This window comes from Novosphingobium sp. AAP83, from assembly GCF_001295795.1.
GTDB lineage: Bacteria > Pseudomonadota > Alphaproteobacteria > Sphingomonadales > Sphingomonadaceae > Novosphingobium.
Genome location: NZ_LJHY01000010.1, coordinates 19089 through 36601 on the forward strand (window position 1 = coordinate 19089; position 17513 = coordinate 36601).

A 17513-nucleotide genomic window follows, 5' to 3' on the forward strand; every position below is an offset into this window, starting at 1 on the left:
GCCGCGAAAATCTTCTGGGTGGTGGCAATACACCACCGGAAAGCGGCGCCCTTAACGGTAGCGCACCGAATCGTCAACAGATTCGGCGCAACTCGACGCGAAGTCCATCGCGCGGCTTCGGGATGGGCCAAGCCTGCCACGAAGGATCGCGGCCTGCTTGCATGGTCACCTCGTAGCGCGTGAGAATGTGACTGACCAGCAACTTGACCTGCATATAGGCAAAATGCAGACCAAGGCACATGTGCGCGCCCCCGCCAAACGGCACCCACGCATATTTGTGCCGCCCCGCCACATTCTCGGGCGTGAAGCGCAGCGGATCGAAGCGTTCGGGATCGGGCCAATGCGCGGGATCGGCATGGGCCGCTGCCGGACTGATGCCGATGTTCGTGCCCGCCGGGATACGGAAGCCGCCAAATTCGAAATCGCGCAGTGCGCGGCGCGGCATGTTGGGTACCGGCGGCATGAACCGCAGCGCTTCCTTGAACGCCAGCTCAGTCAATTCCATCTGGCCCAGATCATCATAACCGACAGGCAGACCATCGCCGCCCGTCACCGCGCGGGCTTCGGCGCGCAGCCGCTCCTGCCAGCCGGGATTCTTGGCCAATTGCCAGAACAGCACCGTGGCCGAAGAGGTGATCGTATCATGCGCAGCCATCATCAGGAAGATCATGTGATCTACCACCACGTCTTCAGGCAAAAGCGTGCCGTCTTCGCGCGTGGCAAGCGCGAACTGGCTGAACATATCCTGCCCCGGATTGGTCCGGCGTTCCCGCAACAGCTTGCCGAAGTAATCGACCATCAACCGCCGCCCGGCAACGCCCTTGCCCATCTTGGTGAACGGCAGCGGCCTGCGCACCACGCCGACCGAGGCCTGCACCATGTCGACAAAGGCCTTGTTCAGCACATCGGCCTCTGGCCCCAAAGGCAGGCCCAGAAAGCTGGAGGCAGCGGTGTCGAGCGTCAGCGCCTTGATCGCATCGTAAAACTGCATCGGACCGCCCCAGCGATCCACAGCATTGCCGATATCGGTGTTGAGCACCCCGCAATAGGCACGCATCGGTTCGGGCTTGAACGCGATCGACAGCGCGCGCCGATCAGCGCGGTGGGGTTCAAAGTCCATCAGCATGAGCCCGCGCGGGAACAGCAGGTTCAGCACCGGTCCCCAGCCCTGTTCGTTCGAAAACAGCTTGTCGCGATCAAACAACACGAGTTCATTGGCTTCAGCGCCGATCAGGTTCACCCCGCGCCGCCCGAAGCTGCGCGTGCGATAGACCGGGCCGTAGGTTTCGGTCATGCGCTGCTGGAATCCGATCGGATCAGACAATTGCATGATCGTGGTGCCCATTACCGGCCAGCCATCCTCGCCGGGGATATGATCAAGCTTGTGATCGCCATCCAGCCGCACCCAATGCGGATTGGCGCGATCCGTATGGAGTTCGGCCTTCAGATCTGGCGCAATAGTGGCCATGATATCTCCCGGTTTTGTACATTTAACCGATCAATTAACATGGATATCCGAAGACGCCAAGCGCGATTAGATCCAGCCCGCCAGTTCGCGCCGCACCAGCGTTTCCAGCATGGTCATGCCGTGATCGCCTGCGTTGAGGCAGGTGAGCGAGGCAAAATGCGTACCGCCTGCTTCAAAGAAATCTTCCTGCCCGCGAATCGCGAGTTCCTCCAGCGTTTCAAGGCAATCGGCGGAGAAACCGGGCGCGGCAATCGCGATGGCTTTGGTGCCCTTTTGCCCTTCGGCGATCAGCACCGTATCGGTTGCCGGTTCAAGCCACTTGGCCCGGCCAAAGCGCGATTGGAACGTGGTTTCAATACGCAGGCCGGGATGTGTTGTGGCAAAGCGTTCCGACACCAGCCGCGCGGTTTTGCGGCAATGGCAATGATAGGGATCGCCCAGATGCAAAGTGCGCTCTGGCATGCCGTGGAAGCTGAGCATCAGCAGTTCGGGTTTGAAATCCAGCGCATCGATCTGGCGGCCAAGATCGGCATGCAGCGCGCTGATATAGGCCGGATCATCATGATAGGGCGGCAGGGTGCGCAATGCGGGCAAGCGGCGGCGAGCCTTGATCCAATCGGCCAGCGCATCAAGCGCCGAGGCGGTGGTTGCGCCCGAATAGTGTGGATAGAGCGGGGCAACGAGGATGCGTTCGCACCCGGCCTCCAGCAGCGCATCAAGCTCCTTGGCCATCGCTGGCGATTGATAGCGCATCGCGTGGCGCACAATCGCTGCATCGCCCAATCGCACTTGCAGCGCGCGCGCCTGTGCTGCGGTAATCGCCGCCAGCGGTGAGCCTTCATCAGACCATACTTGCGCATAGGCGTGGGCCGATTTCTTGGGCCGGGTATTCAGGATAATACCGCGCAAGATCGGCTGCCAGATCAAGGTGGGGATTTCGACCACGCGCTTGTCCGAAAGGAATTCCTTGAGATAGCGCTTCACCGACGCGGTATCGGGCGCATCGGGCGTGCCAAGGTTCACGACCAGAACGCCGACTTTGCCGGTAGCGATAATCGGGTGATCAGCGGGGCGTTGCATTGGAATCCTTTGGAAGGTTTATAAGCCTTCGGAAATCAGCGGCAGGCGGCGGAAACGCGCGCCCGTGGCAGAGAATAAAGCGTTGGCAACAGCAGGAGCCACGGCAACCATACCCAATTCACCCGGGTCGAACGGCTCTGCCTTACTGTCGGCAAAGACAATATCAACCTTGGGGCAATCGGCAAGCAAAGGCAGGCCCAGTTGCGATAACCGGCCTGCCAAGGGCCGCCCTTTAGCATAACTTGTGGATCCGCCAACCGTATGGGCCAGACCGAACATCAACCCACCCTCTATTTGTTGGCGCGCGATGCCCATATTCACAATACGTCCAATATCCACATAAGCGCTGATCCGCTCTACCCGCACCACGCCTGCCTCGGCGCGGGCCGTTGCCACCACCGCGATAAAGCCCGAACGCGGCGTCTCTTGACCGGTGGCCCCATCTTCTCCGGTGGAAAGGTCCATGCGGTGGCAGGCAATGCCCTGCCCCGATGCCTCAACCCCGCCATCCCACTGCGCCAGCCGCGCCACCCCGCTCAGGCAATCAACCAGCCGGGGCTGCCCCTCCAGCATGGCGATGCGGAACGACAGCGGTTCCTTGTTGGCAAGGTGCGCCAGTTCATCAATGAAGCTTTCGGTGAAGAACGCGGTGTAGCCGTGCGCTTGGCCCCGAAACCGCGCCGTGGGCAGGCCCAGCGCCACCGGCACATGGTCCACCGCCTTTGCCGGGATACGATACATCGGCAGCGCGCCTTCGCACGCCATCGGATCAGCGCTGTCCTGCAGGCCCAGCGCATCGCCAATGCCCCAGCCATCCAGCAGCCGCGCGCCTGATTCGCGCGCCGTGGCAGGCATCGCCAGCCGCGCGCGCCAGCCGAGCACCTGGACTTTGTCCGGGCTTAACGCGCCATCGAGTTGCGCCGAAAGCGGCGTGCGCGGCACACCTGCCAGCGATTCCTGCCAGCGCGAATATGTAAGCTGTACCGGCTTGTTCAGTGTGGTGGCAATCGTGGCCACTTCTGCTGCGATCCGCACATCCAGCCGCGCATCGAAGCTGCCACCTGCATGCATCGGATAGACGATCACATCATGGCGCGAGAGGCCTGCCGCCCGGGCTGCGGCCCGCCTTGCGCGTTCGGGTGCCTGGGTGGCGATCCACAGTTCGAGCTTGCCCTGCCGCATCCGCGCTGTGGCGCTCGCGGTTTCGAGCGGGGCGTGGAGTGCGGGTTCAACATCATAGCGCGCCGAGAGGCTGGGCTTTGTCAGCAGTGGATCGGGGTCACCCTCGGCATAGACACGGGTCGGCTCGCCCTTGTTGAGCGCCTTGTCGATGGCGACCAGCACCTTTTCGCTTTCGGCCACAGGGCCATCAGCCTTGAACTGCGGCTCCATCGCGCGCACTGCCTTGTCGGCAGCGTGCCAATTGGAGGCAACGGCAGCCAGCCAACGCTTGGCCCGCACCACGCCCACCAGCCCGCGCACCCCGGCGGCGGCCTGTTTGTCATAACTGGAAAGCACGGTTGCGCCCTGCGGCCCGTGCGCGATGGCGGCAAAGACCATGCCGGGCAGGCGCACATCGCCTGCAAAGGTAAAGCTGCCATCGACTTTGGCGGGAAGATCGATCCGGGGATGGCGTGGCGGCGCCCCTTCGGGATATTGCCCCGGCGGCTCACGCGGGGGATCGGCGCGCAGCACCGGAATGGCGGGCGGATCGAATGTCACCGCGCTATCGAGCAAATCGGCAAAGGACGCGCGCTTGCCTTGGTAGCGCACCTCGCTGTCCTTGACCTCGCATTCCTCCCAGCCAGTGCCCCACCGGTCTGCTGCTGCCTGCGCCATCATCGCCCGCAATGCAGCGCCCGCTTCGCGCAACGGCGTTTCAAACGCGGCCAGCGCCGTGCCATCGGCGGTGATCATCACTGGCTCGCGTTCGGCATGGAGGCGCGGGAGAAGGCCCGTAGGATCATCCCCCAACGCTGCAAACACCGGCATCCACAGCGGTGCCCAATGCGCCGAAAGCACCGGATCGGCATAAGCTGCGCTGATCGGCGCGGCCTCAACCGCAACCTTGCGCCAATCGGCCCCCGCCTCATCGGCGATAATCTGCGCCACCAGCGTGGTGATGCCCTGCCCCATTTCGCAGAACGGCACCGCCACGGTCAGCACGCAATCCGTCTTGCCGCTCGCTGACCGGACTTTGCCCACCTTTAGAAAGGCATCGACGACATGTTCGTCCTTGCCCGCCACCAGCGGCACGCCATGGCGGCGAGGGATGAGCGGAAAGGCGATAAGCAGCGCGCCGCCCACCCCTGCGCCCACCAGCATCCCGCGCCGCGTCAGCCGCATCAGCGTTTGGCGTCCAACCATGCGAGCACGCCGCGCGCGATGGACAAGAACGCCTCTGCCTGCGGGGTATCGCCTGCTGCGGGCGGGTTGCCTGCATCGCTTTCCTGCCGGATCGCCAGATCAAGCGGCACACGGCCAAGGAACGGCAGGCCCATCGTCTTGGCCGCAGCCTCGGCCCCGCCATGGCCGAACGGATCGCTCTCCTCGCCGCAATGCGGACAGATATATCCCGCCATGTTCTCTACCATGCCGATCAGCGGCACTTTGCCCTGTTCGAACAGACCGATCGCACGCGTGGCATCCATCAGCGCCAGATCCTGCGGCGTGGAAACGATCACCGCGCCTGCGGGCTTATGCTTGGCAAGCATCGTCAATTGCACGTCACCGGTGCCCGGCGGCAGATCGACGACGATGATTTCGGTCTCGCCCCAATGCGCATCGATCAACTGGTTCAGCGCATTGCCCGCCATCGGCCCGCGCCACGCAATGGCCTGTCCGGGTTGGACAAGGTGGCCCATCGACAGCATCGGCACGCCATAGGGGCTTGGTATCGGGATCATCTTGTTGCCCTCTGCTTCAGGGCGGCGGCCTTCGGTAGAGAGCAGGCGCGGCTGCGAGGGGCCATAGATATCGGCATCAACCAGCCCGACCTTGCGCCCCAGCCGCGCCATCGCCACGGCAAGATTGGCCGATAGCGTCGATTTGCCGACGCCGCCTTTGCCCGATCCCACCGCAATGATCACCCGCGCCTTGCGTTCTGCGGTCATGCCAAGGCGCACTTCAGCAACGCCTGCTTGCCGCGCCGCATCGCGGACGGCCATTTCCAGCTTGTCGCGATCCAGCCGTTCCAGCCCGCCCACTTCGAGCATGATCGTTGCCACACCGTCGGTCAGCTTGCAGGTTTGCAGCCTGTCTCCTGCCGCTGCTGCCAATGCTTGCGCCAAGCCATCTTCTGTAATGCTCACACCAAATCCTAAGCTATTCTGTCGCCAGCCTCCTAGCAGATGAATTTTGGGGAATGGACACTGTTTTTAACGGAATCCGCTCCTATAGTAGGTATCATGAACAAACAGGTTGGATGGATCGCGCGATTGGGCCGGGAACGGGGACTTTTCATGGCGGGCAAGAAAAGCCCCTGGGGATCAGGCAGCGGAGAACCGCCAGCATCGGGGGATGAAGGATCCGCATCCCAAGGGGACGCTCCCTCTGATGGCCCGCGCAACCCTTGGTTGCCCCCACAATCAGGCGACGCACCAAGGCGTGGCCCCAATATCGAAGACATTTTCCGCGCCCGAAAGGGCGGCGGGGGTGGCGGCGGAGGCCGTGGCCCAACCATGCCGCGCCTGCCGCAGCGGCCCGATGGCAAATCATGGGCCCCTGTGGGCGTTGCGATTGTGGCCGCGATCTGGCTTGCCACCTCGATGGTCCACCGCATTGCCCCGCAGGAAAAGGGCATCGTCACCACGTTCGGCTCTTATTCGCGCACGCTCGATTCCGGCATGGCGCTCACCATGCCCTGGCCGATCCAGCAGGTCAGCGTCACCGACGTAACCTCGATCCGCCGCGAATCGATTCCCGAAGGCGATGGCGAAAAGCTGATGCTGACGGGCGATCAGAACTTGCTGTTCCTGACCTATCTGGTCCGCTGGAACATCAAGGACCTCAAGCAGTATTCGTTCCAATTGGCCGAACCCGATCAGACCGTGCGCGAAGTGGCCGAGGCCGCGATGCGCCAGTCCATCGCCGAGGTAAACCTGAACGATGCGATGGGTTCGGGCCGCCAGCAGATCGAACAGAACGTGCGTGACCGCATGCAGCGCGTGCTTGATGCCTATCGCTCGGGCGTGTCGATCCAAGGCGTCGATATCAAGAAAACCGATCCGCCGACCAAAGTGGTTGATGCGTTCAAGGAAGTGCTGGCAGCGCAACAAGATGCGCAAAGCGAGATCAACCGCGCACAGGCTTGGGCCGAACAGCTCACCGCCCGTGCAGGCGGTGAGGCGACCGCGTTCGACAAGGTCTATGAACAGTACCGGCTGGCGCCTGAAGTCACGCGCCGCCGCATGTATTACGAAACGATGGAGCGCGTATTGAGCCAGACCGACAAGGTCATCCTCGAATCGAACAATGTGCAGTCCTATCTGCCCTTGCCCGAAATGAAGCGGACCCAGCCCAAGCCAGCCGCAGGAGGAAATTGACATGACCTTCCTGCAAACGCTGTGGAATGACCACAGGGTGCCTATCATCGCTGCCGCCGTCGCGCTCGTCGCAGCGGGAAGCTGCCTCAAAGTCGTCGATGAAAAGACGCAGGCCGTGGTGGTGCGTCTGGGCCAGCCCGATCGCGTGATCAACCGCTTCCGCCCCGATGTTGAATTCGGGCAAACCGGCGCGGGCGTGGTGTGGCGCATCCCGTTCATGGAACAAGTGGTCGAAATCGACCGCCGCATCCTTGATCTGGATATGGAGCGCCAGCAGGTGCTCTCGGCCGATCAGCGCCGCCTTGAAGTGGACGCCTTTGCCCGCTTCCGCATCATCGATCCGGTGCGCATGGTGCAAACCGCCGGAACAACCGAACGGGTGACCGAGCAGCTCCAGCCGATCCTCAATTCGGCGCTGCGGCAGGAACTGGGCAAGCGCAGCTTCAATTCGCTGCTGACCGCAGACCGGGGCAAGGCGATGGAGCAAATCCGCGCCGGGCTTGACCGTGAAGCGCGCGAATATGGCGCGCAGATCATCGATGTGCGGATCAAGCGCGCCGATCTTCCCGAAGGCAGCCCGCTGGAATCAGCCTTCACTCGCATGGCCACCGCGCGCCAGCAGGAAGCCGCAACACTGCGCGCCCAAGGCCAGAAAACCGCGCAGATCATCCGCGCCACGGCTGAGGCGACTGCCGCGAAAACCTATGCCGATGCCTTTAACAAGGACCCGGCGTTTTACGATTTCTACCGCGCCATGCAAAGCTACGATGCTACGTTCCGGCAGAAAGATTCGAGCACATCGATCATTCTTTCGCCGGATAACGAGTACCTTAAGCAATTCCGGGGCAAGTGAACCGGCCTTGATGAACAAACATGAACGCCGTCATTCAAAATCCGTTCAGGCGGAACGGCGTGAAATAGGCACTGACGACGTCAAGGATGCCCGCCTCGGGCTTCCTTGTAGACAAAGAGGATCAGCCACGTGCGATATGCTTACGGTGTAACTTCAGCGCTGCTTCTGGCTGGCAGCGCATTGACTTTGATGACAGGCCTCCCTGCTGGCGCGCAAGTTGCGCAAAACGATCAGGCAGAGATGCGCACGATGGTGCCGCGCCCCGGTGCGCCGCTCAGCTTTGCCGATCTCACGCAGCAGCTTCAACCTGCGGTGGTCAACATCTCCACACGCCAGCGCGTGAAAGTGCAGGCGAACAATCCGTTTGCTGGCACACCGTTTGGCGATCTGTTCGGCGGTGGTCAGGGTGGCGGCGCTCCGCAAACGCGTGAAGCGCAATCGCTGGGTTCAGGCTTCATCATTTCGGCTGATGGCTATGTTGTCACGAACAACCACGTGATCACGGCTGACGGACAGGGTGAGGTCGAATCGATCACTGTTACCACACCCGATGGCACCGAATACCCCGCCAAGCTAATCGGCAAGGACGCCGCATCGGATCTTGCCGTGCTGAAAATCAGCGCGCCCAAGCCCTTTCCGTTCGTGAAGTTCGGCGATTCGCGCAAAGCCCGCGTCGGTGATTGGGTCATTGCCATCGGCAACCCGTTCGGGCTTGGCGGCACGGTGACGCAAGGGATCGTTTCGGCGGTCTATCGCAACACCGGTTCAGGCTCTGCCTATGATCGTTATCTGCAAACCGATGCCTCGATCAACCGGGGCAACTCGGGCGGCCCGATGTTCGATATGGCGGGCAACGTGATCGGCATTAACAACGCCATCTTCTCCCCCACCGGCGGCTCGGTCGGCATTGGCTTTGCCATTCCGGCAGAAGTTGCAGCGCCCATCGTTGATAAGCTGCGTGCAGGGCAAGCGATTGATCGCGGCTATCTCGGCGTGCGCATCCAGCCCTTGTCCGAAGACCTTGCCGCATCGCTGGGCCTGCCCAAGAACCGCGGCGAATTCATCCAGGCTGTCGAACCTGCCCAAGCAGCCGCCAAGGCCGGTATCGAGGCCGGTGACGTGGTGGTGAAGGTTGATGGCAAGGACGTCTCGCCCGACCAGACGCTGTCGTTCATCGTCGCCAACACCGCACCTGGCAAGCGTATTCCGATCGAACTGCTGCGCAACGGCCAGCGCATGACGGTGCAAACCGTCGTCGGCAAACGCCCGACCGAAGAAGAGCTGGCCAACCAGAGTTTTGACCCCGATGCAAAGCAGGACGAGGACACTTTTGCTGCCAAGCCGCAGCAAGGGCCCAGCGTTCTGCAAACATCGCTCGGCCTTGTCGCCATCCCGCTGACCCCGCAAATCGCGCGGCAATTGGGTGCAGGCGAAGATGCCAAGGGTGTGGTGATCACGGCAGTAGATGGATCGTCCGATGCCGCCACAAAGGGATTGCAGCGCGGAGACATTGTGCTGTCAGCCAATTACGTTGCTGTCACCAGCCTGGCCGATCTGGAAAAGATCGTGCGCACCGCCAAGACCGAGGGCCGCGAAGCCGTGCTGCTGCGCATCCAGCGCCGTGGCCAGCCCGCCACCTACATGCCGGTGCGCCTGCGCTAAACCGCAGGCCGATATCCGACAAAAGAAAGGCCGCTCCAGCCGGAGCGGCCCTTTTTGTTTGGCAATCAAACATGCCACAAAGCAAAGCCATCAATGCGCGGACGTGCCCTTCACGCGCTTGATCGTGCCGGAAAAGCTCATCACCACAGCATCGCCCGAAGAAATCGTGCCGCGCACAAAGATCAGGCTGCGTCCGGCGCGGGTGCACTCGCCGCGCCCGGTCAACAATTGGCCGGGGGGCGCCGCGTTGATGAACTCGGAATTCATCGTCACGGTCACCCCGTACACTTCATCGCCGCCACTTCCGGCCACCATGAACAGGGTATAGTCGGCAAAGGTCATCAGTGCGCCGCCGTGAACGGTGCCGTGTCCGTTCACGTTCTTGCTGTCCGGCAAAAATCCCGTCACGATCCCGCGCTCATCCCGCTTTACAAAGAACGGGCCGCTCGCGTCTTCGAACGGGTCTTTGCCTGCCCACTTCCACCAGCCCTGCCACGGGGCCTGATCTTCGGGCAAGAAGTTACCCCGGATCGGGGATTGGCTCGAAGGGGTATCCTGATCGCTCATGCCACCCCCCTGACTCAGCCACAGTCGCTTGTCGAGAGCATTCAGGCCGCAGCTTGCTCAACCGTCGCCATGATCTGGCTGGCCAGTGTCTTGCCCGAAAGCCACGCGTTCTCCACGCGCGGCCCCAGCAGCCAGTCACCACAAATGCCGATTTGCGATTGCGGGCTCCACAGCGCTCCCAGATTGCTTCCGGTAGACATCGCATAACGCCAGCGGTGGGCAATCGCCGTCACCGGCTCGGGCATCTTGATGGAAAGCGCGCCGCTTAAGGCCGATAGCAATTCTGCGGCCACCATGTCGCTGGTCTCTTCGATATGCGCGCTCGACCAGTTGGGATTGGCCTGAACCACCCACGTTTCCGGACCCTTGCGCCCCGGCTTTGCCGAATCACGCGCCGCCCAGCTAATCGATCCCGCGTCGCGCACGGTATCGCGTCCGGTCGGCAGCTTGGCGTCAAATACGAACATCCCTGTCCAGCACGGCTGTGATCGCGCCGCCAATGCGGTTGATGCGAGCGACAGGTCGTGCAGCGCGACAATCGCTGCGGCTTGCTCGGGCGGAAGCGACACCACCACCGTATCAAACGGCCCGGCATCCGCCCGTTCGCCGTCAGCGTTCTCGCCAGACAAGTACCAAAGCCCGTCACGCCGCACCAGTCCGCGCACGCACCAGCCGAACGTCACGTCATGATGATCGGCCAGATCGCGTACCACCGCGCTCATGCCCGGTACGCCAACCCAAGCGCCGGTTCCGGCGGCAGGCCACGGCGCAGCCACTCCGCAGGCAGACCAGCGCGCCACTTGGGCCATGAAGGCAGGATCGCGCACCGTGAAATACTGCGCGCCATGGTCAACATGTGTCTCACCCAGTGGCGTATTCAGCCGCTTGGTAGACATCCGGCCCCCCGGCCTGTGGCCTTTGTCAAACAGGGAAACCATGTGGCCGGCGCGTTTAAGCCGGTCCGCACAAGATAGGCCGGCCATGCCGGCGCCAACGATTGCAACACGCATTGTCACTGTGTCCCGTGGCTCAACCACGTCCCATCAACGACAAAACTTCCTTGCGGCTGCTGGCATCGTTGAGGAAGCACCCTAGCATGCGGCTGGTCACCATGCCCACGCCGTGCGTCTTCACCCCGCGGCCCGTCATGCATCCGTGCTGCGCTTCGATCACCACAGCCACACCATGCGGCTGCAAATTCTCCCAAATGCAGTTCGCCACCTCGGCGGTCAGCCGCTCTTGCACTTGCAGGCGCTGGGCATAGCCGTGCAGCACGCGCGCCAGCTTCGAAATGCCAACAACGCGGTCCTTGGGCAAATAGGCAATCGATGCCGTGCCCGTGATCGGGGCCATGTGATGTTCGCAATGGCTCTGGAACGGAATATCGCGCAGCAGCACAACATCGTCATATCCGCCCACTTCCTCGAACGTGCGCGAAAGGTGCACGCCGGGCTCGCTGGCATAGCCGCTGCAATACTCCCGCCAGGCCCGCGCCACCCGCTTGGGCGTATCGATCAGACCTTCACGATCCGGCTCATCACCTGACCAGCGCAACAGTGTGCGGATTGCGTCCTGCACTTCATCGGGCACCACGATCTTTCCATCTTCGCCAACGACGTCAGCCATGCCGGAGGAGGCGGCGAGGGAAGGGGAAAGTACGTTCATCGGCCAAGGACTCCGGCAGGCAGTGTTGCTGCAATGTTGACCGAATGCGCGCCACCCCCATCGGGAACAACACGGACCAAAGGGCACGGCTTGGAATGCAGGGGAAACAGGCGTATGTAAGGTCCATGTCCATAGCCGAAATGATCAATTCCAGCCCGACGGCAGCCGTCATCAGCAACCCGCGTTTACCGGACAACCCGATTATTGCCTGCAATGACGCGTTCGTTGAACTCACCGGCTACCCGCGTGAGGAGATCATCGGCCGCAACTGCCGCTTTCTGCGCGGCGAAGGGACCGAGCCTGAAAAGGCGCTGATCCTGCGCGAAGGCATCTGGCGACACCAGCCCGTGATGGTCGAAATCCTGAACTACAAAAAGGACGGCACCCCGTTCCGCAATGCCGTAATGGTCGCCCCCATCTTCGATTCTGCGGGCGAGGTGGAATACTACCTCGGCTCGCAAGTCGAGATGGCCGCCGATCAGGCCCACGCCAACGATATCCGCCGCAATGGCGCAGCCGAACGCGTCGAGCGCCTCAGCCGCCGCCAGAAGGAAATCCTCGTGCTCATGGCCTCGGGCAAGCTGAACAAGCAGATCGCATATGAGCTCTCGCTCAGCGAACGCACCGTCAAGATGCACCGCTCTGCCGTGCTCAAAGGGCTGGATGTAAAGACCAGCGCCGATGCGATCCGCGTCGCTATCGAAGCCGGTTTCTAAGCGGCTTCCGGAAGGAAAATCCTGCCCGCCGGTGCCAGACGCAAGGCATCGGCAAGCTCGATCACATCGGCCACAGCCCGCGCCTCATCAAGAGTAAGGCCTTCAAACCCCGGCAAGAACGCGCGGCACGCCTGCAACAAGTTGCTGGGTGATCGCTCCAACTCAGAACGATACTCGCCCAAAGTCCGGCACCCGTCGATCGCGCTCCACGCAACGCCCGTGGGCGAGGGCCGCTCATGATAGGCCCATAGCGCCTGCACCGCCCGCTCTACCGCAATCCGCGCCTGATCCACCACAGCATCGCCCGATGCCCGCGCTTTAAGGCGTTGGCGATAGCGGCGTTGGCGTTCGGCGTTGGATAAGGGCATCTGCGCAGACTAGCGGTTAACCACGTTGCCAAACAGTCCGTTACGTTACCTAAGCGGGCGCTAACTTCTGCCACCCGAACTTTGATCCGGGTCGGCAACACCGCCGCCGCCAGCCTGCTGCTCGAACCCGCCTGACAAATGCTTTGGCCCCGTTCAGTACCTCCCCGGCGGATCACTCGCCGGGAAGCTCTCGTCCGAGGCCTGATCTGTGCGGTCCCAATGCTCGGGATCGGATCGCATGCCTTCCACACCGGCAGACCGGACTTGCGAAAAATTGTGGTCGGTGGCTTCGCCATCGGCAAAGGCCGCGTGGCCGGTCGCCGCGTCCCTGCTTTGCGATGCGCGATAAATCGCATAACCGGCCGCGCCAACGACCGCCCATTTCAGTAAGCCCATATCCTGTCTCCTTGGGAAGAGCGTTCCCGTTTGAAGACATAACGCGCTGAATCACAAAAGGTTCTGCGCGCAGGCCCGATAAGCGCCCAGTCGCCCTATTGCGGTGGTTGAGGCGGTCGCTGGCGGCCGGTGGCGCGGTTCAGGAAATCGTCATTGGCCGCTTGGGGCGCTTCATCCGGCACGCCTTCGGGCGTGACATTGGAATCGTCAAATGTCTCGACCGCAGGCTCACGGTCCCGGCGCGACGGGTCCACCAGATTGCCCTGCTCATCGACATAGAAGTATTCATCGGGATTGCCGAGCATGGCTTCGTCATCCGGCTCAAGCTGCCATTGCGGCAGTTTCAGCTCGGTATCGAACTTTTCAACCGGGCGCTTGGCCGTGGCGACTTTCATGTAGGCCGCAAAGGCGCGCGCGGGTGCGGCACCGCCCTGAAGGCCCGGAACCGCTTTGGCATCATCGCGGCCCATCCACACGCCCGTGGTGATCCCGCTGGAGAAGCCAAGGAACCAGCCGTCCTTGTTGGAAGATGTCGTGCCGGTTTTGCCCGCAACGGGGCGGCCAATCTGCGCTGCGCGCCCGGTACCGATGTTTACCGCGGTCTGCATCAGGTCGGTCATCCCGGCGGCCACATAATTGGGTATCAATTGCTGCGGGTTATCGGCGCGATAGCTATACAGCAGTTCGCCATCCGTCGTCGTCACTTTGCGGATGCCGAATGGCGCAACCGACATGCCTTTGGCCTGAACCACGGCAAAGGCGCGAACCATATCGATCACGCGCACATCCGATGATCCCAGAACCATCGATGGCAGGGTATTGATCGGAGTGGTGATGCCCAAACGCCGTGCCATGTTGGCCACTTGCCCGAAGCCCACCTCGTTGCCCAACTGGGCGGCCACGGTGTTTTTGGAATAGGCAAAGGCGGTGCGCAGATCGATCTCACCGGCATAGCGCCCGCCATCGTTGCGCGGAGTCCAGTTTTCGATCGTCACCGGTTCGTCCACCACACGATCATCGGGGGTATAGCCCCCCTCCAACGCAGTCAGATAGACAAACAGCTTCCACGCCGAACCCGGCTGGCGCACCGCATTGACCGCGCGGTTGTAGTTCGAATTGACATAATCGGTGCCGCCCACCATCGCCAGCACCGCGCCATCGCGGTCCATCGAAACGAGCGCGCCCTGTGCGCCCTTGGGCGCAAAACCAGCAATTGCAGCAGTCGCTGCGCGCTGCATCACCGGATCAAGCGTGGTCCACACTTCAATCGGCTGGTCATTTTCCGGCAGGATCAGATCAAGCTGCGGCAGTGCCCAATCGGTAAAATAGCGCGCCGAATTCTGGGCGTCGCGGTCTTCAACCATCTTGACCTTTTTCAGGTTGATACCGGCGGCTTCATCGGCAGAGATCACGCCATTGCTGACCATGGTTTGCAACACCACGCCCGCACGGCCAATCGCCGCATCCGCATCTGCCGTGGGTGAATAGCGTGATGGGGCCTTGACCAGCCCGGCAATGATCGCCGCTTCGGGAAGAGTGATCTCTTCCCCCGGATGGCCGAAAAACTTCCGCGCAGCCGAATCGATGCCATAAGCACCACCGCCGAAATAGACCTTGTTCAGATAGAGTTCGAGCACCTGGTCCTTGGAAAACTTCTGCTCCAGCGCCAGCGCCAAAATCCATTCGCGCGATTTTCGCCCGAAGGTCTTGTTGTTGTTCAGGAAGATATTGCGCGCCAATTGCTGCGTGATCGTCGATCCGCCTTGCCGCCATGCGCCTTTTTCTACACGCACCATGACAGAGCGCACGATGCCGATCGGATCAACGCCCCAGTGGCTGCGGAAACGACGATCCTCGACCGAGATCATCGCATCTTTCATCGGCTGGGGAATACGCTCGTAAGGCACCCATTTGCCATAGCTTGGCCCAAGTGTGACGATTTCCGAACCGTCTGCCGCGCGCACCACGATCATCTGTCCGGTCTGGCTGGACTTCAGTTCCTGATAGCCCGGCAGCGAACGCACCGTCACCGCCACCGCGACACCCAGCGCAAGCGCACCAAGCAGCATGAAGCCTGTGCCCCACACAAACAGCCGCCCGATCCACCGGCGAAACGCCGAGGGCTGTGCAGGTTGCGGAGAAGACCGGCCGCCATCAGAGCGGCGGGGAATATCCCGTCTGGCCATCAGTCTTGTACCGCTTCCCTCATCTTGGCGCAGGCATGGTCAACCATGACCGCCCAAACACCTTGCTGCCCTATGCATAGGGCAATCGTAACGCAGGGTTAACCGTTAATTCGCGATTGCGCCAAGACGCTCGCTGACGCCCCCGGCCTTTTGGCGATTATGTCCATCGCAAACATAGCCTCGTCATTTCGAGGAAGCGAAGCTGCCGAAGCTGAAGGTTGTGATTGCCAACGCCGCAATCACCTCAATCCTTGGGAATGAAATCGAGCGAGGCGCTGTTCATGCAATAGCGCAGGCCGGTGGGCGCAGGGCCATCAGGGAACACGTGCCCCAGATGTCCGTCGCAGCGTGCGCAACGCACTTCGGTGCGAACCATGCCGTGGGCGGTATCGCGATGTTCATCAACCACATCGGATTCCAGCGGCGCATAGAAGCTGGGCCAGCCTGATCCGCTGTCATATTTGGTGTCGGATCTGAACAAGGGCGCGCCGCATCCGGCGCAAGTGTAATCGCCAGCCGCCTTGTTCTTTTCATAAGCGCCAGTAAACGCGCGTTCGGTGCCGCCTTGGCGAAGCACGTGATACTGCTCGGGCGTCAGGCGTTCACGCCATTCGGCTTCGGACAAGTTGAGTTTGTCAGGCATGCGGTATCTCCTTTGCCGCGAATATGGGGGGCCACAGCGCCCCGCTCAATGCCGCTACCCTTAATAGTGTGTTTTCTCGTCCGGCTTGGCGAGGGTGTAGCAGTGCGCCACTTCATACTTGTCGATGCCACCTTTGCCATCGCCTGCTTCTGCGGCAATGGCCTCGCGCGTTTCGGCCATGGCGCGATCTGCCTCACCGCCGGTTTTGCCCGCTGCAATCAGGGCCTCGCGTTCCCGCGCCGAAAGGACCGACGCCAGCGTTTTCAGATCGCGTGCCGCCGCGCTCAAGCCTTCGCGGGCATATATCTCGTCATAGGCCAGCGTCATGATCGCGGCACATTGGCGCAAGCCGGGCGTGACAAGCGGGGAAACCGCAGCATCCAGCCGCACCGTACAAGGCTTTGCCAGCGCGGCCAGCGCCGCATCGGGTTCGGCTGCGGTCTGAAGCGCCCGCACTTCGCCCGCGATCAGGTCGCGCACGGCGGCACGATCAATCCCGGCCTCGCGCATCACTGCCACGCCCGCATCCGCAAAGAACCGTTTGCCGCGCACGCTCAGCGGCGGCCATCCTGCAAGGCTTTCGCCACCTGACTGCACCGTTGCAACAATCGCAAAGGCCGCCGCGCAACGCAGCGCGGCGCGGTGGTCCTCGCTCAGGCGCGACAAGTCTGGCACCGGCGGTGCACTTGTTTGTGCGGTAACAGCAGATGAAAGAGCCAGAAGCGCCAAGGCAGCAAGAATGCGCATAACCGCTATGGTACGCACAAAAAGAGACCGCGAATAGTCATGCTGTTCGCGGTCTTTTCAGGTTGGCGGGCCAGAGAGGGTGTGCGTCTGGCGCGCGCTGGAGTTTGGATCAATCGGCGGCGGACTGGTTGCAACGGGCAAGGTCTTCGGGGTTAAGTTCCCCTTGCGGTGTGGCAAAGCGCGTGACCGGGCCGACCTTTTGCACTAGCCGCGCGCAGACCATGACGGGGCGCGAAGTGTCACGCGGGGCAGCGCAAGCAGCGCCTTCGCACTTCCACAAGACGCCCTTCTGGATCACCTTTTGCGCACCATCCATCGGGCGGCTGAGCGTGGCTGAATAGAACGGGCCGTTAGTGGCCGCGCGCGCTGGCGCTGCGGTCAATACAAAGCTGGCTGTCGTAGCCATCACGGCTATGAAAGCGGGCAGAAGCTTGCGGGCAGTTCCGCGATAATTTCCTGAAATCATGTGGTTTCCCCTGAATGTGGTCCATTGGGGCACCGGAAAAGCGCTATGCTTGGAGAGGATGCCAATTCCGTTGCGATTCGCTACCTATAATGACCAGTTTTTAGTTGCAACTAAAAACTTATAAAAACTCTGCGCATGTGTTACATCAACTA

General features: G+C 61.8%; 17 protein-coding genes. 4 read left to right on the forward strand and 13 right to left on the reverse strand.

Annotation, left to right across the window (positions count from 1 at the left end; all coding sequences use genetic code 11):
• Positions 1-73: 73 nt before the first annotated feature.
• The 4 genes from IP81_RS05340 to IP81_RS05355 all read right to left on the reverse strand — a co-directional run bounded on the left by IP81_RS05340 (position 74) and on the right by IP81_RS05355 (position 5661).
• Positions 74-1468 (reverse strand): cytochrome P450, encoded by a 1395-nt coding sequence (locus IP81_RS05340; protein ID WP_054106958.1) that lies wholly within the window; start codon positions 1466-1468, stop codon positions 74-76.
• Between the two features lie 66 nt (positions 1469-1534).
• Positions 1535-2548 carry a ferrochelatase gene (hemH, locus tag IP81_RS05345; protein ID WP_054106959.1) on the reverse strand — a complete coding sequence of 338 codons (1014 nt, stop codon included), beginning with the start codon at positions 2546-2548 and terminating at the stop codon, positions 1535-1537.
• A gap of 18 nt (positions 2549-2566) precedes the next feature.
• A complete protein-coding gene (locus IP81_RS05350; protein ID WP_054107069.1) occupies positions 2567-4894 on the reverse strand; it encodes a molybdopterin cofactor-binding domain-containing protein in 2328 nt (775 codons plus the stop codon).
• Positions 4894-5661 carry an Mrp/NBP35 family ATP-binding protein gene (locus IP81_RS05355; protein ID WP_231626241.1) on the reverse strand — a complete coding sequence of 256 codons (768 nt, stop codon included), beginning with the start codon at positions 5659-5661 and terminating at the stop codon, positions 4894-4896. The genes IP81_RS05350 and IP81_RS05355 overlap by 1 nt, the downstream gene beginning before the upstream one ends.
• Before the next feature lie 567 nt (positions 5662-6228).
• Here IP81_RS05355 and hflK point away from each other — a divergent pair.
• The 3 genes from hflK to IP81_RS05370 all read left to right on the forward strand — a co-directional run bounded on the left by hflK (position 6229) and on the right by IP81_RS05370 (position 9607).
• Positions 6229-7092, forward strand: coding sequence for an FtsH protease activity modulator HflK (gene hflK, locus IP81_RS05360; RefSeq protein WP_369800704.1), 864 nt, complete (start codon positions 6229-6231; stop codon positions 7090-7092).
• Between the two features lies 1 nt (position 7093).
• Positions 7094-7945 carry a protease modulator HflC gene (hflC, locus tag IP81_RS05365; RefSeq protein WP_054106960.1) on the forward strand — a complete coding sequence of 284 codons (852 nt, stop codon included), beginning with the start codon at positions 7094-7096 and terminating at the stop codon, positions 7943-7945.
• A gap of 129 nt (positions 7946-8074) precedes the next feature.
• Entirely contained in the window at positions 8075-9607 is a 1533-nt protein-coding gene (locus IP81_RS05370) for a Do family serine endopeptidase (RefSeq protein WP_197274527.1), read from the forward strand.
• Between the two features lie 90 nt (positions 9608-9697).
• Here the strand turns inward: IP81_RS05370 and IP81_RS05375 are convergent, their stop codons facing one another.
• Genes IP81_RS05375 through folE form a run of 3 tightly spaced genes read right to left on the reverse strand, consistent with a single transcriptional unit; the run spans position 9698 to position 11800 of the window.
• Positions 9698-10174 (reverse strand): PaaI family thioesterase, encoded by a 477-nt coding sequence (locus IP81_RS05375; protein ID WP_082356003.1) that lies wholly within the window; start codon positions 10172-10174, stop codon positions 9698-9700.
• Positions 10175-10215: 41 nt separating this feature from the next.
• Positions 10216-11184, reverse strand: coding sequence for an NAD(P)/FAD-dependent oxidoreductase (locus IP81_RS05380; protein ID WP_054106961.1), 969 nt, complete (start codon positions 11182-11184; stop codon positions 10216-10218).
• A gap of 19 nt (positions 11185-11203) precedes the next feature.
• Positions 11204-11800, reverse strand: a complete 597-nt coding sequence (gene folE, locus IP81_RS05385; RefSeq protein ID WP_054106962.1) for a GTP cyclohydrolase I FolE — start codon at positions 11798-11800, stop codon at positions 11204-11206.
• Between the two features lie 164 nt (positions 11801-11964).
• On the opposite strand from folE, the gene IP81_RS05390 reads away from it, so the two are divergent.
• Positions 11965-12555 carry a LuxR C-terminal-related transcriptional regulator gene (locus IP81_RS05390; RefSeq protein WP_054106963.1) on the forward strand — a complete coding sequence of 197 codons (591 nt, stop codon included), beginning with the start codon at positions 11965-11967 and terminating at the stop codon, positions 12553-12555.
• Here IP81_RS05390 and IP81_RS05395 read toward each other — a convergent pair.
• From IP81_RS05395 to IP81_RS05420, 6 genes are all read right to left on the reverse strand, one after another.
• The gene (locus IP81_RS05395; RefSeq protein ID WP_054106964.1) at positions 12552-12923 is read right to left on the reverse strand and encodes a hypothetical protein; all 372 of its coding nucleotides are present in this window, start codon (positions 12921-12923) and stop codon (positions 12552-12554) included. The genes IP81_RS05390 and IP81_RS05395 overlap by 4 nt on opposite strands.
• A gap of 153 nt (positions 12924-13076) precedes the next feature.
• Positions 13077-13319, reverse strand: a complete 243-nt coding sequence (locus tag IP81_RS05400; RefSeq protein WP_054106965.1) for a hypothetical protein — start codon at positions 13317-13319, stop codon at positions 13077-13079.
• A gap of 95 nt (positions 13320-13414) precedes the next feature.
• A complete protein-coding gene (locus IP81_RS05405; protein WP_054106966.1) occupies positions 13415-15505 on the reverse strand; it encodes a transglycosylase domain-containing protein in 2091 nt (696 codons plus the stop codon).
• Between the two features lie 244 nt (positions 15506-15749).
• Positions 15750-16148: a peptide-methionine (R)-S-oxide reductase MsrB gene (msrB, locus tag IP81_RS05410; RefSeq protein WP_054106967.1), complete on the reverse strand. Its 399-nt coding sequence runs from the start codon at positions 16146-16148 to the stop codon at positions 15750-15752.
• A gap of 60 nt (positions 16149-16208) precedes the next feature.
• Positions 16209-16895: a hypothetical protein gene (locus tag IP81_RS05415; RefSeq protein ID WP_054106968.1), complete on the reverse strand. Its 687-nt coding sequence runs from the start codon at positions 16893-16895 to the stop codon at positions 16209-16211.
• 109 nt (positions 16896-17004) lie between these two features.
• A complete protein-coding gene (locus IP81_RS05420; RefSeq protein WP_054106969.1) occupies positions 17005-17361 on the reverse strand; it encodes a hypothetical protein in 357 nt (118 codons plus the stop codon).
• Positions 17362-17513 lie beyond the last annotated feature (152 nt).